Raw genomic sequence first — 21,357 nt, 5'->3', positions numbered from 1 at the left:
TCCTGTGCCATTTATCTCGTTACCCGCGCGTAGGCGCGGGCCCGAGCAGGCTCAGGTGAACAGCTTCACCGCCGTGGTGAGGGTCTGCACGACGCCGTAGGCCAGGGCACCCACGACGAGCACCCACGAGAGCGCCAGCCGAGCCGTGCCGGGGACGGCTCCTCGACCCGCGACGTCGACGGCGGCAGCGCTGCTGGCGTGCACGTCGGCCGAGGCGTGGAAGCGCTCCGCAACGGGCCGGATGAGCAGGTTGGCGACGAAGCCGACGGCCAGCACCCCGACCATCGTGAGCAGGGCCGGGCGGTAGGCGTCGGCGGTCAGCGTCCCCGGCTTGCCCTCGGCGTCGAGGAAGCCGTTGACGATCAGCGGGCCCACCACACCGGCGGCCGACCACGCGGTCAGGAGACGTCCGTGGATGGCGCCCACCTGGAGGACGCCGAAGAGGTCGCGCAGGAAAGCCGGTGCCGTGGCGAACCCGCCGCCGTAGAACGAGATGATGAGCGCCGCGAAGAGCACGAAGAGCCCTGTCGCGCTCGGCCCGACGAAGGCCAGCAGCAGGTAGAGCACGATGCCGCCGCCTAGGTAGAGCACGTAGATGTTCTTGCGCCCCACGAGGTCGGAGGTCGTCGACCAGGCGAAGCGTCCGGCCATGTTGAACAGCGAGAGCAGACCGACGAACCCGCCGGCCGCGGCCACGGCGACGGTGGACTTGCCACCCGCGCCCCGGAAGAAGTCCTGGATCATCGGGCTGGCCTGCTCGAGGATGCCGATGCCGGCCGTGACGTTGCAGAAGAGCACGACCCACAGCAGCCAGAACTGCGGCGTGCGGATCGCGTTGGCCGCGGTGACGCCGGCGGTCGTGACCATGGCGTCACTCCGCACGGCTGCGGGCTCGAAGCCGTCCGGCTTCCAGTCGCTCGCCGGGACGCGGATGTTGGCGACACCGAACATCATGACCAGGAAGTAGATGACGCCCAGGGTGACGAAGAGCAGGGTGAGGGCGTGCCCGCTGGCCAGGGACGACGAGACCGACGGCTTGTAGGCCGGGTCGTAGGCCGACAGCAGCTGCCGCGACAGCGGGCTGGCGATGAGGGCCCCGCCGCCGAAGCCCATGATGGCCAGACCGGTGGCCAGGCCCGGCCGGTCGGGGAACCACTTGATGAGGGTCGAGACCGGCGAGATGTAGCCGATGCCGAGACCGACACCGCCGATCACGCCGTAGCCGAGGTAGACCAGCCACAGCTGCGTGGTGGCGATGCCGAGTGACCCGACGAGGAAGCCGAGGCCCCAGGCGCAGGCGGCGACGAACATCGCCTTGCGGGGGCCGTTGCGCTCGACCCACGTGCCGAGCACGGCAGCCGAGAGGCCGAGCATGACGATGGCGATGGAGAAGATGACGCCGATGGCGGTCTGGCTCGCGCCGAAGTGGGCGACGAGCGAGGTCTTGTAGACGCTGGTGGCGTAGACCTGCCCGATGCACAGGTGCACCGCGAGGGCCGCCGGTGGGATGAGCCAGCGGCTGTAGCCGGCAGGAGCGATGGTGTGGCGCCGGTCGAGGAAGGCGAGCGGGCCCGAGGGGCCGTCGTCGGTGGGGCTCGGTGTGGGGCCGGTGGCGGTGGTGCCGCGACTCATGGGGTGTCCGTCCTGGGTGGGGTGCGACCGGAGTGGGGTCGACGCGCCATATGGGAGGACGGGGCGTCGTCGCCGGTCGGGACACGCTAACCCCAACCCGCCGCCTTCGCCGACCTGCGTGGCCTAGCGTGAGGGCATGACCATCAGTGGGGGAGCAGACGGTACGTCGTCCGAGCAGCACGCGGTGGGAGCGATCGACGGGTTCTGGGCCGTCGTCCCTGCGGGCGGTGCCGGCACGCGCCTCTGGCCGGTCTCGCGCCGCACGTCACCGAAGTTTTTGCGCGACCTCACGGGCGCGGGGCGCACGCTCCTGCAAGGCACCTACGACCGGCTCGCTCCACTGGCCGGCGAGCACGTCGTCGTCGTGACCGGGGTCGCGCACGCCGAGGCCGTGGGGGCCCAGCTGTCCGGTGCGGTCGAGCTCGTGGCCGAGCCCACCCCGCGTGACTCGATGCCGGCGATCGGGCTCGCCGCAGCCATCGTCGAGCGACGCGACGCCGACGCGGTGATCGGTTCCTTCGCCGCCGACCACGTCATCGGCGACGTGGACGACTTCCACGCCGCGGTGCGGGAGGCGGTCGCCGTGGCCCGCACCGGCAAGGTCGTCACGATCGGGATCACGCCGACCGAGCCGGCCACCGGCTTCGGCTACATCCGCGAGGGCGACCTGCTCGGGGTCGACGGGGCACCGAGTGCCCGAGCCGTGGCCGAGTTCGTCGAGAAGCCTGACGCCGAGACGGCTTCTCGCTACCTCGCCGAGGGCGGGTTTCGTTGGAACGCAGGCATGTTCGTCGTGAAGGCATCGGTGCTGCTCGACGTGCTGGCGTCGGGGCACCCGCAGATGGCCGCTGACCTGCGGGCCATCGCGGCCGAGCCCGAGCGGCTCGCCGAGCTGTGGCCCGGCCTGACCAAGATCGCCATCGACCACGCGGTGGCCGAGCCGGCGGCCGCCGCCGGTCTCGTGGCCGTCGTGCCGGCGGCGTTCTCGTGGGAGGACGTCGGCGACTTCTCCGCGCTCGCGCAGATGCTGCCCGAGGCGACCGACCGTCCCGGGCTGCGGGTGGTCGGCGAGGCCGCCGACGTGCTCACGGTCGACGGTGGGGGTCTCGTCGTCACCGGCGGCCGGGTCGTCGCCGTCGTCGGGCTCGACGACGTCGTCGTCGTCGACACGCCCGACGCGCTGCTCGTGATGTCGCGCGAGCGGGCCCAGGACGTCAAGAAGGTCGTCGAGCAGCTGACGGCACAGGGGCGCACCGACCTCACCTGACCGAGAACGTGAGGGTGTCCGTCGGCTATCCGTTGACGAGATCGCGTCGCCGGAATGCACCGTCTGCGGCGAGACACAGGCCACCAGCGAACAGCAGCAGCAACCCGATCGGCGTCGTCGGCACGGTGCCACCAGGTGGGGGGGACACGTGCACGAAGGGTGACAGCCCGATCACCGGCTGCGGCACCCGCAGCAGCGGGCCGAGCTCGCCGAGGACCAGGAAGACGGCCAGCAGCGCCCACGCGGCGACCGTGGCGCGGGGCAGTGCCGCATACAGGAGCAGGGCGAGTCCGCAGGAGACCCACACCGCCGGGACCGGGGCCAGAGCGGCCGGCAACAGACGGCTGAGCGCGGTCCCGGGGCCACCGCTCGTCGTCGTCGCGAGCCCCGTGCCGACGACGAGCAGCAGCAGTGCGCTGCCACCGAGCGAGACGGTGGCGTGGGAGACGAGCAGCGCCCGCCGGGTGACACCGGTGGCGATCAGCTGCTCCGCGTGCTGCTCGACCTCCTCGGAGTGCAGGCGCAGGGCGGCGGCGAGGCCATAGGCCGCAGCACCGATGGCGAGGAGGTGCAGCTCGACGCCGACGAAGACGTCAGCGAGGCTCGACGCACTGCCCCCGAGCTGCTCGAGCACCTGACGGACGGAGTCGTCGGTGACGAACGAGTCGGCGCTGCCGGCGACCGCCCCGAGCACCACCCCCAGCACCCCGTACGCCACCACCCACCCGAGCAGCAGGCCGCGCTGCAGCCGCCAGGCCAGGGCGAGGGGGGTGCGCAGGGAGGCGGCGGCAACGACCGGCCCGGGGCGGGTGGGCAGCAGCCCTGCTCCGAGGTCGCGGCGCTCCAGCAGCCCGACGGCCACCGCCACCAGCGCTGCTGACCACGTGACGCCGAGCAGCAGGACGCCGACGCGATCGTCGCCGAAGGCGCCCACCTCCTGCGCCCACCCGACGGGTGAGACCCACACGAGCCAGTGCAGTGGTGTGGTGTCGCCGACGGCGCGCACGAGGTAGGCGCCGCCGAGCACGGCGTACGCGAGGCCGGCGCAGCCGCGGGCGGTGCCCGCGACCTGCGCCGCCACCGCTGTGACTCCGACGAAGGCCACGCCGGTGGTCGCCCACGCGGCACTGAAGGCGAGCGAGCCCCGCAGGCCCAGACCGGCGCTCGCCATGGAGAGCCCGGCGGCGAGCGAGACGGCGGCGACCACCGCGGTGGCGAGCAGCACCGCAGCCGTGAGCGGTGCGCGGCGGCCGATGGCGCCCGCGCCCAGCAGCTCGGTGCGACCTGCCTCCTCGTCGGCGCGGGTGTGCCGGGTGACGAGGGTGACCGCCAGAGCGGCGACCAGCATCGCGCCGATCGTCAGCGTCTTGAAGGCCGCGATCGAGTCGGGGTTGGTGGCGTCGATCGGCCCGTACATCGCGAGGACGGCGGGGCTCGCGACGACCGCCCGCGCCGCAGCGAGGGCGGCGGCGGGCTCGGGGTAGAGCGCCACCGTGGCGCTCGCTGAGCCTCCGGCGAGGGCGACGAGCAGCACGGCCGTCACCGGCACGAGCACCCGGTCGCGCCGCAGGGCGAGGCGCGCCAGGGCGACCGTCCCCGCGTAGGTGCTCACGACCCCTCAGGCTCTCGGTAGCGTTGCAGGAACAGGTCCTCGAGCGTCGGCGGCTGCGCCACCAGCGTCCGTATGCCGCGCCGGCCCAGCAGCTCGAGCAGCCCACCGAGGTGGGTCGTCTCGACGGCACACTGCAGGCGCTCGCCGTCGACGACCACGCCGATGACGCCGGGACGGGTCTGCACGATCGCGACCTCGCCCGGCGTCAGGGCCCGCTCGAGCGTGGCGTCGAGGGTGGTGCGGGTGAGGTGGCGCAGGTCGCCCAGCCGCCCGGTCAGGACGGTGCGTCCGGCGCGGATGATGCTCACCCGCTCGCACAGGGCCTCGACCTCGCCGAGGATGTGGCTGGACAGGAGCACGGTGCGGCCGCGCGCCCTCTCCTCGCGGATGCACTCTCGAAAGACGTTCTCCATCAACGGGTCCAGGCCGGTCGTCGGCTCGTCGAGGATCAGCAGCTCGACGTCAGAGGCGAGGGCTGCGACGAGGGCGACCTTCTGGCGGTTGCCCTTGGAGTAGGCCCGGCCGCGCGTGCCCGGATCGAGCTCGAAGCGCTCGAGCAGGTCGGCGCGTCGGGTCTGGTCGAGGCCCCCTCGGAGCCGACCGAGCAGGTCGATCACCTCCCCACCAGAGAGGGTCGGCCAGAGCGTCACGTCACCCGGCACGTAGGCGAGGCGTCGGTGCAGGGTCGGGGCCTCCGCCCACGGGTCGCCACCCAGGAGTCGGACGGTGCCGCCGCCGGCCCGCACCAGGCCGAGCAGGATGCGGATCGTGGTGGACTTGCCCGACCCGTTGGGCCCGAGGAAGCCGTGGACCTCGCCCTGCTCGACCCGCAGGTCGAGGGCGTCGAGGGCCACGCTGCGCCCGAACGACTTGCGCAGTCCCTCGACCTCGATGGCGGTCATGTCTCGGACCCTAGACCCGGTGGTCTGCTCGACTCCATGCTGTCCGTTTTGCTCCCCTCGGTGGGTGAGGAACCGGTCAGGTGGGTGCCGGGAAGACCAGCTGACGCGGCATACGACGGCGGAGCTCCACCGCGTCGGCGATGAGCTGGCGCACGAGGTGGGGTTCGGTCATGACCATCTCCCAGCTGAAGCGCAGCACGAGCCACCCGTCGACGACGAGCCGGTCATACCGGCGGCAGTCGCGGTCGAGGGCCTTCCGCTTGCCGTGAAACTCGAAGCTGTCGGCCTCGAGCACGATGTGCAGGTCCTCGTCGGCCAGATCGACCGCGAAGTGCGCCCGCCCCGCGCGGCCCCGAGTGGTGATGCCGAGCTGGGGCACGGGCGCCCACCCCGGGACCGTCGTGGCGATGGACCGCAACACGCTCTCGAACGGGTTGGCGGCCCGGGGGTCGGCGGCACGGGCGACCATGAGCACCCGCCGCCGCTGTTGCACAGGTAGCCGTCGGGTGGCGAGCTGGACCTCGCGTGGCGTGAGACCGGCGCGCCACGACGAGTCGAAGACCGTGAGCGCCTCGTCCCACGGCAGGTCGAGGCAGCAGTCGATGACGGTGCGTACGGGGGAGGTGACCCAACCGTCGACCACCTCGTCCGCCATGAGGTCACGTCGGTGCGAGATGGCCTGCGAGCGCTGGCTCGTGGTCAGGCGCCGAGCCCGGTGCACGGTCACGTGCGGCCGGTCCGGCACGATCTCGAGCGGCCAGCCCCAGTGGCTGGCGGCTGAGGTGTGGCTCGCGACCGCGGTCAGCCCCGCCGCGGTGCGTCGCGCGGTCTCGGCAGTGGGGAGGGCGTAGCGGCCGCCTCCGACGCGCAGGACCAGGGACTCGGCCACGGCGGCGTGGATGTGTCGCGAGTGCACGACCGACCGCAGGTCGCGCCACCGCATCACTCCGCCGGCACGTGTGAGGGCTTCGACTGCGTCCATCCGGCGAGCGTGCCGCAGGTCGGCGGACCGCCGGTCCGGATATCCACAGGGCTGGTCTCCCTGACACCCACCTGTCTGACTTGTCCGGGTGCGACCGGGGAGGAAGTGGACAGGGGGGTGCCGGGAAGACCGGCGCGGGTCGGACGGGCGGGTCGGGCGGCGCGGGTCAGGCGGGGCGGGCCCCGTCGGAGGTCGCCGCGGTGCTCCCGGCGGCGACGCCGGCCGCGAGGGCGTCGCGCGGGGTCGCGAGCGAGAAGCGCGTCGCCAGCAGGCCGGCGTTGAACGCGTCACCTGAGCCGGTGGAGTCGCGGCACTGCACCGGCGGGGCGGGCACGTGCAGGGGCTCGGCGCCCCGGGAGAACCAGCGGGCGCCGTCGGCGCCGTAGGTGGCCGCCACCGCGCGGACGTGGCTCAGCGCGAGGTCGGCCCCGCCGAGGGCCTCGAGCTCGATCTCGTTGGGCAGCAACAGGTCGACGCCCTCGACCCACGACCAGAACGTCTCGACCCCGGCCTCCAGCACCATCTCGGCCGACTGCGGGTCGACCGACGTCGTCCACCCCCGGGCCCGGGCCTGCTCCAGCGCGGCCAGCCCGGCCGCGCGGGAGGAGGGGGCCAGCAGGACGTAGCCGCTGAGGTGCAGGTGGGGACGGTAGAGGGGTCCGGCCTGCGGTCCGGCGAGCGCCTCGGGTGGTGGCGTCAGGTCGAGGTCGCCGACGGCGAGGACGGCCGCCGCCCCCCGGTCGGAGAGCATGGTCCGCCCGCCCTCGGCGTCGACGAGCACGACGACGGTGCACGTCGGCAGGGTGGCGTCGACGGCGAAGCGGCAGGTGACCCCGGCGGCCTCCAGAGCCGCGCGGGCGGCGCCGCCGGCGACGTCGTCGCCCACGCGCGAGACGAGGGCCACCGGCACGCCGTGCGCCGCGAGCCAGGCCGCGGTGTTGGCCCCGGCTCCGCCGGGAACCAGCCGGATGTCAGCCGGAGACTCGCCCCCGTCGGCGACCGTGGACCGCGGCCGGGTCAGGACGTCGACGCCGGTGTCGCCGACGACCACGAGCGCGCTCACGACATCGCCGCCAGCTCGACCGCCACCTCGCCGGCCAGGCCCGCGTTGGCCAGCACCAGCTCGATGTTGGCCCGCAGGCTCTCGCCTCCCGAGTGGTCGTGGAAGAACTCGAGCAGCCGTGGGGTGACGTCCTTGCCGGTCACCCCCTCGCTCGCGAGCAGCGCCAGGCCCTCGGTGACGAGTCGGTCGTGCAGCACCCGGTCGACCTGCCGGTCGACGGGCAGCGGCTGCGCCAGCACGACCCCCGCGGAGTCGGTCGCGAGCAGGCTGCGGGCATGGGCGACCGCGGCCGCCTCATGGGCGGACTCCACCCGCCACGGAACGGTGTGGCCCGAGTCGGCCAGATAGAATCCTGGGAATTGATGAGTGCGAAAGCCCAGCACTGGCACCGACATCGTCTCCAGCGTCTCGAGGGTGCCGGCGACGTCGAGGATCGACTTCACACCAGCGCAGACCACGAGCACCGGTGTCGAGGCGAGCACGCCCAGGTCGGCCGAGACGTCGAAGGTCTCGGCGGCGCCCCGGTGCACACCCCCCAGGCCACCGGTCGCGAAGACCCGGATCCCCGCCCGGTGCGCGAGGGCGGCGGTCGACGCGACGGTGGTGGCGCCGGTCAGCCCCATCGCCACCGCCACCCCGACGTCGCGCACGCTGAGCTTGAGCACGTCGTCGTCCCCGCAGATCCGGTCGAGCGCCGCCTCGTCGAGGCCGATGTGCACCCGGCCGTCGACGACGGCGACGGTCGCGGGCACCGCACCGGCACCGCGTACGGCGTCCTCGATCTCACTGCCCACCCGCAGGTTGTCGCCTCGGGGCAGGCCGTGGGCGAGGATCGTGCTCTCGAGGGCGACCACCGCTCGCCCTGCGGCGAGGGCGTCGGCGACCTCGGGGGTGAGGGTGGCGGGCAGGGGGCTCGTCATAGCCGGAGCGTATGCCGTGCCGACCCCGACGCTAGCCTTGGCTGCGTGACCCGACCGGAACCTCGCCCCACCCTCCCGGCCACCGTCACCCCGACGATGCCGCCCGCTGACGACCTCGAGACCGCCCTGCTGGCGCTGCGACGCGACCTGCACGTGCACCCCGAGCTCTCGCGGCAGGAGACCCGCACCACCCGGCTCGTCGCGGAGCACCTCGAGGCGGCGCGGATCCCCGTGCGCCTCCTGCCCGGCACCGGACTGACCGCCGACATCGGGCCGGCCGACGCGGCGTACCGGGTGGCGCTGCGGGCCGACCTCGACGCGCTGCCGCTGACGGAGGCAACCGGCCTGCCCTGGACCTCGCAGGTGGCCGGCGTCTGCCACGCCTGCGGTCACGACGTGCACACGGCCGCGGTGCTCGGCGCGGGGCTGCTGCTGGCGGCGCAGGCCGACGAGCTCGCCGGCCGGGGGCTCGCGGTGCGTCTGGTCTTCCAGCCCGCCGAGGAGGTCATCCCCGGCGGGGCCCACGACGTGATGGCCGCGGGCGCGCTCGAGGGGGTCGACCGCATCCTCGCCGTGCACTGCGACCCCACCATCGACGTCGGCGAGGTCGGCCTCAAGGTCGGCGCGGTCACCGCCGCCGCCGACGCCGTCGAGGTCACGCTCACCGGGCGCGGTGGTCACACCTCGCGTCCCCACCTGACCCAGGACCTGACGTATGCGCTGGGCAAGGTCGTCACCGACGTGCCGGCCGCGCTGTCGCGCAGGCTCGACCCGCGCGCCGGTGCGGCCCTCGTCTGGGGGGCGGTGCACGCCGGCGGTGCGGCCAACGTCATCCCCTCGACGGGCACCGCCGTCGGCACCCTGCGGATGCTCGACGCGCAGGTCTGGACCGGGGTCGGGCCGCTGCTGGAGGAGATCGTGCACGCCGTGGTCGCGCCGTACGGCGTCACGGCTCGGGTGAGGCACACGCCCGGAGTGCCGCCCGTGGTCAACGACGTGGGTGCCATCGAGGCCCTGCGGGCCGGCGTGCTCGCGGCCGGTGCAGCCGAGACGCACACCGCGCAGTCGCTGGGCGGGGAGGACTTCGCGTGGTATCTGGGGTCGGTGCCCGGGGCGATGGCCCGGCTCGGCACCCGCGCTCCGGGGGGCCCGACCTACGACCTGCACCAGGGGGACATCGTCGTGGACGAGCGGGCGGTGATGCTCGGCGCGAGGCTGCTCGCCGGGGCGGTGCTGGCGGGGCGCTGACCCCGCACGCCCCCGCGCCCCCGCGCCCACCCCCTGCCGCCCCCTGTAACGGTTGGGTGAACGGAGCCGAGACCGGCTCGTGGGGCCTGGTCGCTCCGGTAGTGTCGCGACGTCCGGGCGCCTCGTTGGTGCTCTTCAGATCGTGGAAAAAGGAGAGCGCTTTGCGTTCATCGATGAAGGTTGTGGCGGGAGCATCGCTCCTGGCGATGGGTCTTACGGCGTGCGGGAGCAGCACGTCCACCGGGACGGGCAGCGCCTCGGGCACCGGGGCCCCGGCGGCCGGTGGCCTCAAGGTCGGCATGGCCTACGACGTGGGCGGGCGCGGCGACCAGTCGTTCAACGACGCCGCCGCGGCGGGCCTCGACAAGGCCAAGACCGAGTTCGGCGCCGACTCCAAGGAGGCGGCCGCCACCAACGGCGAGTCCGCCTCGGCCCGGCAGGAGCGGCTCCAGCAGCTCGTCGACGCCGGCTACACCAACATCGTCGCCGTGGGCTTCGCCTACGCCCCGGCCGTGGGCAAGGTCGCCAAGGCCAACCCCGACGTGAAGTTCGCCATCGTCGACGACGCCTCGCCCGACTCGGCCGGGGCCAACGTCGACCAGATCACCTTCGCCGAGAACGAGGGCTCGTTCCTCGTCGGTGCGGCGGCCGCGCTCAAGTCGACGACGGGCAAGATCGGCTTCGTCGGTGGCGTGCAGACCGACCTGATCAAGAAGTTCGAGGCGGGCTACGAGGCCGGTGCCAAGGCGGTCAACCCGGCCATCAAGATCGACGTCAAGTACCTCACCCAGCCGCCGGACTTCTCCGGCTTCTCGTCGGTCGACAAGGGCAAGGCTGCGGCCGACGGCATGTACCAGGGCGGCGACGACATCGTCTTCCACGCGGCTGGAGGCTCCGGTGGTGGCGTCTTCACCGCGGCGAAGAACGCCGGCAAGCTCGCCATCGGCGTCGACTCCGACCAGGCGCTCACTGCTGCTCCCGACGTCCGCGACGTCATCATGACCTCGATGATCAAGAAGGTCGACGTCGCGGTCTACGACTTCATCAAGTCGGTCAAGGACGGCTCCTTCAAGGCCGGCAACAACGTCTACGACCTCAAGGCCGGCGGTGTGGACTACTCCACGACCGGTGGCAAGGTCGACGACATCAAGGCCAAGCTCGACGCCTACAAGGCCCAGATCATCGCCGGCACGATCAAGGTCCCGGTCACGCCCGGCTCCTGATCGCTCTCGGGCAGCCGTCCGCGAGGCCCGGGCTCGACACACTCCGTGTCGCCCGGGCCTCGCGCCGTCCGCCCGGCCACCTCTAGGTTGGAGAACGTGTTGACGCCCAAGTCGCCTGCCGTCGAGCTCACCGGGATCACCAAGCGCTTTCCCGGCGTGGTCGCCAACAAAGACATCGAGATGTCGGTCGCGCGAGGCACGGTGCACGCCATCGTCGGTGAGAACGGCGCGGGCAAGTCGACCCTGATGAAGATCCTCTACGGCGTGCAGCAGCCCGACGAGGGCACCATCGCCGTGGACGGCACGGTGCTCACCCTGCGCAGCCCCACCGACGCCATCAGGGCCGGCATCGGGATGGTCTTCCAGCACTTCATGCTGGCCGACAACCTCACGGTGCTCGAGAACGTCGTGCTCGGGGCCGAGAAGCGGCACGGCATCGGTGACGCAGCGCGCGCGGAGATCTCGCGGATCAGCGCGTCGTACGGGCTGGGGGTGGACCCCGACGGGCTGGTCGCCGACCTCGGCGTCGGCCATCGTCAGCGCATCGAGATCCTCAAGGTGCTCTATCGCGGCGCGCACATCCTCATCCTCGACGAGCCGACGGCGGTGCTCGTGCCGCAGGAGGTGGACGAGCTCTTCGGCAACCTCGCCGCCCTCAAGGCCGAGGGCCTGACCGTCATCTTCATCTCGCACAAGCTCGACGAGGTGCTCAAGGTCGCCGACGAGATCACGGTGATCCGCCGTGGCACGACCGTGCGCACCGTCGACCCGGCCACCGTCAACGCCCGTCAGCTGGCCGAGCTCATGGTCGGCTCCGAGCTGCCGTCGCCGAGCACCGAGGAGTCGACGGTCACCGACCGGGTCGTGCTGTTGCTCGAGCACGTCTGCCTCGCAGGGGCCCTCGGCAACCGGGCCCTCCTCGACGACATCAGCCTGACCATCCACGCCGGCGAGGTGCTCGGCATCGCCGGGGTCGAGGGCAACGGCCAGGCCGAGCTGGTCGAGGTCGTCATGGGGATGCGCGACGCCTCCTCGGGCACGGTCTGCCTCGAGGGCACCGACATCACCCACTGGGCCGTGCGCGAGATTCGCGAGGCCGGCGTGGGCTACATCCCCGAGGACCGGCAGCGTCACGGCATGCTGCTCGAGGCGCCGCTGTGGGAGAACGTCATGCTCGGTCACCAGACGCAGAAGCCCGCCCTCGGCGCCGGGGGAGTCCTCGTCGACGTCAAGGCGGTCCAGCGCGAGACCGACGAGATCGTGCGCGACTACGACGTGCGCACCCCGTCGATCTACGTCTCCGGCGAGTCGCTCTCGGGCGGCAACCAGCAGAAGCTGATCATCGGGCGCGAGATGCGCCAGCACCCTCGCGTGCTGCTCGCGGCCCACCCCACGCGCGGGGTCGACGTGGGCGCGCAGGCCGCGATCTGGGGTCACATCAAGCAGGCCCGGCGCGACGGGCTGGCCGTGCTGCTGATCTCGGCCGACCTCGACGAGCTGATCGGCCTTTCCGACACGGTCCGGGTGATGCTGCGGGGGGCGCTCAGCGGCGACTTCGACCCCGACACCGTGACCCGTGAAGAGCTCGGGGCCGCCATGACCGGTGCCGCCGGCGTCGACGCCCCGGCCGACCAGCCCAGCACCGGCAAGGACCTCGGATGAAGCGCCTCGACTGGCGTCGGGCGGGCCTCGGGCTCGCGGCCCCCGTGCTCGCCATCGTCGTCGCCTTCGTCGTGACGACCGCGATCCTCCTGCTGGCGCAGGACCCCGTCGGGGCGGTCTGGGGACAGCTGCTCAAGGTGCCGCTGCCGCGCCAGATCGTATCTGTCGTCAACGCCGCGACGGTCTACTACATCTCGGCCGTGGCGGTGGCCATCGGCTTCCGGATGAACCTGTTCAACATCGGGGTCGACGGGCAGTATCGCGTGGCGTCCTTCGCTGCCGCCGTCTTCGCGGGCCAGGGCTGGCTGCCCGGCTGGCTGAACATCGCCGTCGCGCTGCTCGTCGCGATGGCGTCGGGCGCCATCTGGGCCGGCATCGCGGGGCTGCTCAAGGTCGGCCGTGGGGTCTCCGAGGTGATCGCGACGATCATGCTCAACGCCATCGCCACCTACCTCGTCTCCTTCCTGCTCGGCAAGACCGCGGTGAAGGTCCAGGGCAGCAACGCCACGAACACCAAGGCCCTTCCTGCGGACTCGCGGGTGCCGGGGATCTCGGTGGACGGGCTGCTCGCGACGCCGAGCCAGGTCTACGGGCTCATCGTGCTCGCGGTCGTCGTCGGCCTCGCCTACTGGTTCGTGCTCGAGAAGACCCGCTTCGGCTTCGACCTGCGTGCCACCGGGCGGTCGGAGACGGCGGCCGTGGCCAGCGGGGTCAACGTCAAGAGGATGGTGCTGACCTCGATGATGCTCTCCGGAGCGGTGGCGGGGCTGGTCGGGATGCCGCTGCTGTTCGGGCAGGACTACCTCTACGGCGACACGGTGCAGTCGGGGCTGGGCTTCGCCGGCATCGCCATCGCGCTCCTCGGCCGCAACAACCCGGTCGGCATCGCCTTCGCTGCCCTCCTGTGGGGTTACCTCGACCAGCAGAGCAACGGGCTGCAGATCGCGGCGGGGGTCTCCGACCGTCTCGTGCTCGTCATCCAGGGGGTCATCGTGCTGTCGGTCGTCATCGCCTACGAGCTGGTGCGGCGGGCGGGCATCCGGATGGAGCAGCGACGCGTTGCCCGCGAGCTGGCCGCCGGTGACGGCCTCGCCCCCGCCACCCAAGGAGTCCCGGCATGAGCACGACCACGCGGCCGGAAGCCCCCGCCACCGGGCCGACCTCGGCTCGCGTCACGACTGGTCGCCATCCCTGGTGGTTCTGGCTGGCCGTCGTCGGTGGCGCAGTGCTCGTGCTCGCGACGGTGCGGGTCATCACGGGAGCCAACGACATCGACTCGGCCGGTGCGCTGGCGGCGGCCATCGCCCTCGCCATGCCGATCGGTCTCGCCGGGCTCGGCGGCCTCTGGAGCGAGCGCGCCGGCGTGGTCAACATCGGTCTCCAGGGGATGATGGTCCTCGGCACCTGGGGCGGCGCGTTCTTCGGCTACCACTACGGCCCGTGGGTCGGCATCCTCGGGGCGATCCTGCTCGGGGTCGCCGGCGGGGCGGTGCACGCACTCGCCACGGTGATCGTGGGCGTCGACCACATCGTCTCCGGGGTGGCGCTCAACCTCCTCGGCCCCGGGGTGGCGTCCTACCTCGCGGTGCGCACCTTCAGTGACCTGCCCGGTGGCGGTCCGACCCAGTCGCCCCCCCTGGAGAAGCTGCCCGCGCTCAGCATCCCGGGCGTGGGTGACGCGCTCACGTCGCTCGAGAGGTCGCACACCTGGCTCGTCGCCGACCTCGCCGGCATCCTGCGCGCGCTGACGACCAACGTCAACGTGCTGACCATCATCGCCATCGTGCTGCTCGTGGGCACGTGGTACATCCTGTGGCGTACCCCCTTCGGTCTGCGGCTGCGCTCGTGCGGCGAGGCCCCCGAGGCCGCCGAGACCCTGGGGGTCGACGTCGTCCGCTACAAGTTCGTCGCGGTCCTCATCTCCGGGGGGATGGCGGGCCTGGCCGGCGGCTTCCTCGTGCTCGTCGCCTCGAACCTCTACCGCGAGGGGCAGGAGGGTGGGCGCGGCTTCATCGGCCTCGCCGCGATGATCTTCGGCAACTGGCGTCCCGGCGGCCTCGCCGGTGGGGCGGTGCTCTTCGGCTACACCGACGCGATCCAGCTGCGAGGCAGCGCCGACGTCATCCGCGCCTTCCTGCTGCCCGTCGGGATCGGCCTGATCCTGTGGGGGGCCTGGCAGCTGTGGCGCCGCCGGCAGGGCAAGCCGGTCACCGGTGTGGTCACCGTCGTCATGGGCGTGCTGGCGATGGTGTGGTTCCTGCTCACCTCGCGCGTGCCTGACGAGTTCACCGGCATGACGCCCTACGTCGCGACGCTGCTCGTGCTCGCCTTCGCCTCGCAACGGCTGCGGATGCCCGCGGCCGACGGCCGGGTCTACCGCAAGGGAGAGGCCGGATGACGTCGCACCCGGAGCACGCCTTCGGCATCGTGCCCGACGTCGACTGGGAGTCGTTGCGGCAGCAGGCGATCGAGGCCATGGGTCATGCCTACGCCCCCTACTCCGACTTCCCCGTGGGGGTCGCCGGGCTGGTCGACGACGGTCGGGTGGTCGTCGGGTGCAACGTGGAGAACGCGGCCTACGGCGTGGCGCTGTGCGCCGAGTGCGGCATGGTCTCGCAGCTGCACGTCGGGGGCGGCGGACGGCTCGTGGCCGTCGCCTGCGTCGGCCGTGACGGCGAGCCGCTGATGGCCTGCGGCCGGTGCCGCCAGCTGCTCTGGGAGCACGGTGGGCCCACGTGCCTGGTGCTCACCCCCGAGGGGGTCCTGCCGATGAGCGACCTGCTGCCGCAAGCCTTCGGCTCGCACGACCTCGACGCGGCGCGGCGCGACGACGCCTGACCCGCGGTGGTCGTGGTGCGTGCGGCGCCCGCGCCTCCGCGGCTGCGTCGGCGATGATGGGGTCATGAGCGCACAACCGTATGAGGCCTTCGACGCTGTCGACGTCATCGTCACCAAGCGCGGCCGGGGCGAGCTGAGCGACGGCCAGATCGACTGGGTCGTCGACGCCTACACCCGCGGGGTCGTCGCCGACGAGCAGATGTCGAGCCTGGCCATGGCCATCCTGCTCAACGGCATGACGCGGCGGGAGATCGCCCGGTGGACAGCGGCGATGATCGCGTCGGGTGAGCGGATGGACTTCTCGTCGCTGTCGCGCCCGACCGCAGACAAGCACTCGACCGGCGGCGTCGGCGACAAGATCACCCTGCCGCTGGCGCCGCTCGTGGCGGCCTGCGGCGTCGCGGTGCCGCAGCTGTCGGGTCGGGGTCTGGGCCACACCGGGGGCACGCTCGACAAGCTCGAGTCGATCCCCGGGTGGCGCGCCGGGCTCACCAACGCCGAGATGATGGCCCAGCTCGACGGTGTCGGCGCGGTGATCTGCGCGGCCGGCGACGGCCTGGCCCCGGCCGACAAGAAGCTCTACGCCCTGCGCGACGTGACCGGCACGGTCGAGGCGATCCCGCTGATCGCCAGCTCGATCATGAGCAAGAAGATCGCCGAGGGCACGGGCGCACTGGTGCTCGACGTCAAGGTGGGGTCGGGCGCCTTCATGAAGGACGTCGCGATGGCCCGTGAGCTCGCCGAGACGATGGTGGCGCTCGGCACCGATGCGGGCGTGCGCACGGTCGCGCTGCTGACCAACATGCAGACCCCCCTGGGGCTCACGGCCGGCAACGCCCTCGAGGTGCGCGAGTCGGTGGAGGTGCTCGCGGGCGGCGGCCCGCCCGACGTCGTCGAGCTGACGCTGACGCTGGCCCGCGAGATGCTCGCCGCAGCCGGTCGCGCCTACGTCGACCCGGCCGACGCACTCGCCGACGGACGGGCGATGGACGCGTGGAAGGCGATGATCCGTGCTCAGGGCGGCGACCCCGACGCGGCGCTGCCGACCGCCCGCGAGACCCACGTCGTGCTCGCCCCGGCCGACGGGGTGCTCACGCGGCTCGACGCCCTGCAGGTGGGCGTCGCGGCCTGGCGGCTCGGGGCCGGGCGGGCCCGCAAGGAGGACCCGGTGCAGGCCGGCGCAGGGGTCGAGATGCACGCCAAGCCGGGGGCGACCGTGCGCGGGGGCGAGCGGTTGCTGACGCTGCACACGGACACACCGGAGCGCTTCGCCCGCGCTCTCGAGGCCCTCGACGGCGCCTTCACCATCGCCCCCGACGGGTCGCGCCCCGACCTGCTCCCGCTCGTCATCGACCGCATCAGCTGAGGGGCGCGCACTCGACGGCAGCGTCGACGCGCTCGACGTGAGGCCAGCGCTGATTCAGGTCCGTCGACGCTGCGTCAGCTGGGCCCGGGGCGCCTCACCGGCGGGGATAGGCTGACGTCGTGATGCCTGACCTGACCGACGACGTGCTCCGACGGGCTCCCAAGGTCGTGCTCCACGACCACCTCGACGGCGGGGTGCGGCCCGAGACGGTCGCCGACCTCGCCGGGCAGGTCGGCTGGCAGCTGCCCGTCGAGGGGGCCGACGCACTCGCGGCCTGGTTCCGCGACAGCGCCGACAGCGGCTCGCTCCCGCGCTATCTCGAGACCTTCGACCAGACCCTGGCCGTGATGCAGACCCGCGAGGGACTCTTTCGCATCGCCTCCGAGACGGTGCAGGACCTGGCGGCCGACGGAGTCGTCTACGCCGAGAGCCGCTACGCGCCCGAGCAGCACCTCATGACCGGGCTCACCCTCGACGACGTCGTCGAGGTCGTCAACGCGGGCTTCCGCGACGGTGAGGAGCGTGCGGCCGCGGCCGGGACGCCCATCCGAGTGATGGCGCTGCTGACGGCGATGCGTCACGCTGCCAACAGTCGCGAGATCGCCGAGCTCGCGGTGCGCTACCGCGACGACGGCGTCGCCGGCTTCGACATCGCCGGCGCCGAGGCGGGCTACCCTCCCACCCGCCACCTCGCGGCCTTCGAGTTCCTGCGCCGAGAGAGCGCCCACTTCACCATCCACGCGGGCGAGGCCTTCGGCCTGAAGTCGATCTGGGAGGCGCTGCAGTGGTGCGGCGCCGACCGCCTCGGCCACGGCGTACGGATCATGGACGACATCACCATCGAGGGGCTGCCGTTCGACCAGTGGCTCGCCGCGGCGGTGGCGGGCGGCGTGACGTCCTACGACGGGGTGGACCTGGGCAGCGTCTACCTCGGCCTGCTCGCCGCCTACGTGCGCGACCGACGGATCCCGCTCGAGATGTGTCCGAGCAGCAACCTGCAGACCGGCGCCGCCCACTCGATCGGCCTGCACCCCATCACGCTGCTCAAGCGGATGCGCTTCCGCGTCACCCTCAACACCGACAACCGGCTGATGAGCGGCACGACGATGACCCGCGAGGCGAGCCTGCTCGCCGCCGAGGCCGGCTGGGACCTCGCCGACCTGCGTTGGGTCACGGTCAACGCGATGAAGTCGGCCTTCCTGCCCTTCGACGAGCGCCTCGCGCTCATCGAGGACACCATCAAGCCGGGGTATGCCGCGTTGGGCCTGCCGGCCTGAGACCAGCGACTACCTCAAGCCCCTCAGCGCCAGGGGGTGGGCGACAGCGGGTCGGGCACGAGCAGCCGGCGCCGCAAGAGGTCGTCGCGCTGGAGCCGGTCGAGGTCACGACGGCGGCGGTCGGCGACCACGGCGGCCAGGACGTACTCCTGGTGGTTGCCGGGTGGGGGTGGCGGGGACACGTAGAGAGCGACCTCGTCGAGCAGCGACGACCCCATGGCCTCCCGGGCCTGCGGCGTCATCGAGGACGCGGCGGGCAGGAACGTGCGGATGGACATCGCCAGCGGATCGGGCAGCGCGCCGATGTCGGCGTTCCACGCCCAGTGCGCCAGCTGCGGGGGCATCGGCACCGGCGGGGCGAGCTGGGCGCTCACCCGGTCGCGGACGACGTAGGTCCCGGCGACGAGGTCACCGATCCGCTTGCCCCGCTTGCTGATCACGCAGCAGATGACCGCCGGGACCCCGTAGAAGAGATAGACCTCGAGATAGCGCAGCAGCCCGCGGGCCACCGCGTGACGGAAGGAGATCGGCCCGCCGTCGTCGCGCACTGCCCGCAGACCCACGGCCATCTTGCCCGGCGTCCGCCCGCGGGTGACGGCCTCGAAGCCGATCGGCAGGGCCACGAGCACCAGCACCGTCGAGACAAGGACGACCGCCGACGTGAGGGCGTCGTCGATCTGAGCGGTGAGCGCGCCGACGAGGGTGAAGACGCCGAACGTCAGGCCGAGGACGATGACGTAGTCGATGATGCCCGCGAGGATCCGCGGCCCGATGGAGGCCGGGGGCAGGTCGATCGCGACGGCCTCGCCGGTCACGAGGTCGTCCTCGCCCACGCCGACGGTCAGGCTCGTCTGGTTGTTCGTGCTCATGACACCCCCTCGCCGGTCGCGACGCAGCGGCCGCGAGACCCTCCCGAGGATAACGTGCACCACCCCCACGGGGGGGTGGCGGCATACAGTGTGGTCGTGGACCTCGACGCCTATGTCGTCGCGCACCAGCACGAGTGGGCGCGTCTCGACCAGCTCACCTCGCAGCGCGGCAAGCTGTCGGGGACCGAGGCCGACGAGCTGCTCGACCTCTACCAGCGGGTGGCGACCCACCTGTCGGAGATCCGCACCCGCTCACCCGAGCCGACCCTCGTGGGCCACCTGTCGTCGCTGCTCGCGAAGTCACGGCTGCGCTCGGCCGGCACGCGCACCTTCACCTGGGGCGAGGTCGTGCGGTTCGTCACCACCACCTTCCCGGCGGCGCTCTACCGCACGCGGCGCTGGTGGGTCACGACGCTCGCGGTCAACGTGGTGCTGGCCTTCGTCATGGGGTGGTGGTTCGTCGCCCACCCCCAGCTCGAGCAGTCGCTGATCTCGCCGCAGGAGGCCGACCAGCTCGTCAACAGCGACTTCGCCAGCTACTACTCCGAGTATGCCGCGGGCTCCTTCGCGCTGAAGATCTGGACCAACAACGCCTGGGTCGCCGCCCTCTGCATCGCCTTCGGCGTCTTCGGCGTGCCGGTGATCTACCTGTTGTTCACCAACCTGCTCAACGTCGCGGTCATCGGGGGGCTGATGTGGAGCCGCGGGCGGGCCGACCTCTTCTTCGGGCTGATCCTGCCGCACGGGATGCTCGAGCTGACCTCCGTCTTCGTCGCCGCCGGGGTGGGGCTGAAGATCTTCTGGGGCTGGGTCGAGCCCGGCGCTCGCACGCGGGGGGAGGCCATCGCGCAGGAGGGGCGGGCGGCGATGTCCGTGGCGCTGGGTCTGGCGCTCGTGCTCTTCGTGACGGGCATCATCGAGGCCTTCGTGACACCCTCACCACTGCCGACGTGGGCCCGGATCGGCATCGGGGCGGTCGCCGAGACCGCCTTCTTCACCTACGTCTTCACGCTGGGCCGCTGGGCGGTGCGCCGGGGTGAGACCGGTGACGTGGCTGCGGCCGACCGCGGCGCGAGCGTCCCGGTCGTCTGACCCCCCGCTCTCGCGTTCCGAACGAGGGAAACCCGCCGTTTCGGCACCTCGGGGGCGTCAGTAGGGCGGGTTTCCCTCGTTCGGAACGGCACGGGGGGGCACGGTCTCCGGCTACAGGAGGCCTTGGCTCTTCAGGAGCAGGTAGTGGTCGGCTAGGCGGGGGGGCAGGTGCTCGGGGTCGGCGTCGATGACGGTGACGCCGAGGCGGCCCAAGGTGGCGGCGGTGCGCTGACGCAGGGCGAGGGTCCGCTCGGCGGCGGCGGCGTCGTAGGCCTCGGCGTGGGTGCCGCGGCGGGCCGCCATCGCGGTGAGCTCCGGGTCGCCGACGGACGCGACGACGACGCGGTGGTGGGTCGTCAGGGAGGCCAGCGTCGGCAGCAGCGTCTCCTCGACGGCCGACGGCTCGAGCGCGGTGAGCAGCACGACGAGGGCCCGACGGCGGCTGGTGTCGGCGACCGCAGCGGCCAGGGTGGGCCACGACGCCTCGAGCAGCGCCGGCTCGAGCGGCGACATCGCCTGCACCATCTCGGCCAGCAGCGACGTGCGGTTGGTCGACCCCACCCGGGCGCGCACCCAGCGGTCGCCGGCGATGAGGTCGACGCGGTCGCCGGCGCGGGACGCGAGGGCCGCGAGCAGCAGCGCGGCGTCCATGGCGCTGTCGAGCCGGGGCATGTCGTGGACGCGGCCGGCCGAGGTGCGTGACGTGTCGAGCACCAGGATCACGCGCCGGTCGCGCTCGGGCTGCCAGGTGCGCACGACGGTCTGCTGCCGCCGGGCGGTGGCCCGCCAGTCGATGGAGCGCACGTCATCGCCCTCGACGTAGTCGCGCAACGAGTCGAACTCCGTCCCCTGGCCACGGATGCGCACGGCCGAGCGCCCGTCGAGCTGGCGCAGCGCGGCCAACCGCGAGGGCAGGTGCTTGCGGGAGCCGAAGGGAGGCAGCGCCCGGATGGAGCCACTGACGTCGAGCGACCGCTGACGGGCACCGAGGCGCAGCGGGCCGAAGCTGCGGATCGTCACCCGGTCGGCCAGCCGGTCGCCGCGCCGGGTCGGGGTGAGCGTCGTGGTGAGGCGACGGCGCTCGCCGCCGGCGAGCGAGACCCGGTGCCGGTCGACCACGACCCCGGCCGACGGCTGCCACGCGTCGCGCACGACCGCCCTCAACCGCCGTCGCCCGGGGTTGGTCAGCAGCAGGCTCGAGGTGCCGCTGTCGCCGAGCCGCACCTGGGTGGCGGCCTCGCGCACGATGCCGAGCCGGCGCGGGCTGACGGCGAGCACGATGTCGACGACGGTGAGCACCAGCGTGAGGGCGACCCAGGCCAGCACGACCTGCCGGGTGGGCTGCACGACGACCGCGACGACGCCGAGCAGCAGCAGCACGGGGAAGCGCCAGCTCACCGCCAC

At 72.6% G+C, this 21,357-nt stretch carries 18 protein-coding genes; 10 read left to right on the top strand and 8 right to left on the bottom strand.

The window, feature by feature from the left end; translation table 11 throughout:
• Positions 1-51: 51 nt before the first annotated feature.
• On the bottom strand, positions 52-1,632 hold the full coding sequence (locus V3N99_05125; protein MEO3936127.1) for an OFA family MFS transporter: 1,581 nt from the start codon (positions 1,630-1,632) through the stop codon (positions 52-54).
• Positions 1,633-1,768: 136 nt separating this feature from the next.
• Between V3N99_05125 and V3N99_05120 the strand changes: the two genes are divergently transcribed.
• The gene (locus V3N99_05120; GenBank protein ID MEO3936126.1) at positions 1,769-2,899 is read left to right on the top strand and encodes a sugar phosphate nucleotidyltransferase; all 1,131 of its coding nucleotides are present in this window, start codon (positions 1,769-1,771) and stop codon (positions 2,897-2,899) included.
• Between the two features lie 25 nt (positions 2,900-2,924).
• On the opposite strand, the gene V3N99_05115 is transcribed toward V3N99_05120, so the two are convergent.
• From V3N99_05115 to V3N99_05095, 5 genes are all read right to left on the bottom strand, one after another.
• Positions 2,925-4,511, bottom strand: a complete 1,587-nt coding sequence (locus V3N99_05115; protein MEO3936125.1) for a polyketide antibiotic transporter — start codon at positions 4,509-4,511, stop codon at positions 2,925-2,927.
• Positions 4,508-5,413 (bottom strand): ABC transporter ATP-binding protein, encoded by a 906-nt coding sequence (locus V3N99_05110; protein ID MEO3936124.1) that lies wholly within the window; start codon positions 5,411-5,413, stop codon positions 4,508-4,510. Before V3N99_05110 ends, V3N99_05115 begins: the two co-directional genes overlap by 4 nt.
• A gap of 76 nt (positions 5,414-5,489) precedes the next feature.
• The gene (locus V3N99_05105) at positions 5,490-6,395 is read right to left on the bottom strand and encodes a DUF559 domain-containing protein (GenBank protein MEO3936123.1); all 906 of its coding nucleotides are present in this window, start codon (positions 6,393-6,395) and stop codon (positions 5,490-5,492) included.
• A 166-nt stretch (positions 6,396-6,561) separates the two neighbouring features.
• Positions 6,562-7,458, bottom strand: coding sequence for a PfkB family carbohydrate kinase (locus V3N99_05100; GenBank protein ID MEO3936122.1), 897 nt, complete (start codon positions 7,456-7,458; stop codon positions 6,562-6,564).
• On the bottom strand, positions 7,455-8,378 hold the full coding sequence (locus tag V3N99_05095; GenBank protein ID MEO3936121.1) for a pseudouridine-5'-phosphate glycosidase: 924 nt from the start codon (positions 8,376-8,378) through the stop codon (positions 7,455-7,457). The genes V3N99_05100 and V3N99_05095 overlap by 4 nt, the downstream gene beginning before the upstream one ends.
• 96 nt (positions 8,379-8,474) lie before the next feature.
• Here V3N99_05095 and V3N99_05090 point away from each other — a divergent pair, with 96 nt between their 5' ends.
• From V3N99_05090 to V3N99_05055, 8 genes are all read left to right on the top strand, one after another.
• Positions 8,475-9,626, top strand: coding sequence for an amidohydrolase (locus V3N99_05090; protein MEO3936120.1), 1,152 nt, complete (start codon positions 8,475-8,477; stop codon positions 9,624-9,626).
• A 206-nt stretch (positions 9,627-9,832) separates the two neighbouring features.
• Complete coding sequence (locus V3N99_05085) at positions 9,833-10,849, top strand: BMP family ABC transporter substrate-binding protein (protein ID MEO3936119.1); 1,017 nt, start codon at positions 9,833-9,835, stop codon at positions 10,847-10,849.
• Positions 10,850-10,945: 96 nt separating this feature from the next.
• On the top strand, positions 10,946-12,511 hold the full coding sequence (locus tag V3N99_05080) for an ABC transporter ATP-binding protein (protein ID MEO3936118.1): 1,566 nt from the start codon (positions 10,946-10,948) through the stop codon (positions 12,509-12,511).
• Positions 12,508-13,632 (top strand): ABC transporter permease, encoded by a 1,125-nt coding sequence (locus V3N99_05075; protein MEO3936117.1) that lies wholly within the window; start codon positions 12,508-12,510, stop codon positions 13,630-13,632. Before V3N99_05080 ends, V3N99_05075 begins: the two co-directional genes overlap by 4 nt.
• Positions 13,629-14,909 (top strand): ABC transporter permease, encoded by a 1,281-nt coding sequence (locus V3N99_05070; protein ID MEO3936116.1) that lies wholly within the window; start codon positions 13,629-13,631, stop codon positions 14,907-14,909. The genes V3N99_05075 and V3N99_05070 overlap by 4 nt, the downstream gene beginning before the upstream one ends.
• A complete protein-coding gene (locus V3N99_05065) occupies positions 14,906-15,349 on the top strand; it encodes a cytidine deaminase (GenBank protein MEO3936115.1) in 444 nt (147 codons plus the stop codon). Before V3N99_05070 ends, V3N99_05065 begins: the two co-directional genes overlap by 4 nt.
• Positions 15,350-15,413: 64 nt before the next feature.
• Positions 15,414-16,715 carry a thymidine phosphorylase gene (locus tag V3N99_05060; protein MEO3936114.1) on the top strand — a complete coding sequence of 434 codons (1,302 nt, stop codon included), beginning with the start codon at positions 15,414-15,416 and terminating at the stop codon, positions 16,713-16,715.
• A 122-nt stretch (positions 16,716-16,837) separates the two neighbouring features.
• Complete coding sequence (locus V3N99_05055; GenBank protein ID MEO3936113.1) at positions 16,838-17,992, top strand: adenosine deaminase; 1,155 nt, start codon at positions 16,838-16,840, stop codon at positions 17,990-17,992.
• A 23-nt stretch (positions 17,993-18,015) separates the two neighbouring features.
• Here the strand turns inward: V3N99_05055 and V3N99_05050 are convergent, their stop codons facing one another.
• The gene (locus V3N99_05050; GenBank protein MEO3936112.1) at positions 18,016-18,861 is read right to left on the bottom strand and encodes an RDD family protein; all 846 of its coding nucleotides are present in this window, start codon (positions 18,859-18,861) and stop codon (positions 18,016-18,018) included.
• 96 nt (positions 18,862-18,957) lie between these two features.
• On the opposite strand from V3N99_05050, the gene V3N99_05045 reads away from it, so the two are divergent.
• Positions 18,958-19,953, top strand: a complete 996-nt coding sequence (locus V3N99_05045) for a stage II sporulation protein M (protein ID MEO3936111.1) — start codon at positions 18,958-18,960, stop codon at positions 19,951-19,953.
• A gap of 111 nt (positions 19,954-20,064) precedes the next feature.
• Here V3N99_05045 and V3N99_05040 read toward each other — a convergent pair whose 3' ends face one another.
• The gene (locus V3N99_05040) at positions 20,065-21,357 is read right to left on the bottom strand and encodes a DUF58 domain-containing protein (protein ID MEO3936110.1); all 1,293 of its coding nucleotides are present in this window, start codon (positions 21,355-21,357) and stop codon (positions 20,065-20,067) included.

The organism is Dermatophilaceae bacterium Soc4.6 (genome assembly GCA_039889245.1).
In the GTDB taxonomy this organism is placed as follows: domain Bacteria; phylum Actinomycetota; class Actinomycetes; order Actinomycetales; family Dermatophilaceae; genus Lapillicoccus.
The sequence above is the reverse complement of the archived record's forward strand: the minus strand, read 5'-3'. Positions and strand labels throughout refer to the sequence as shown.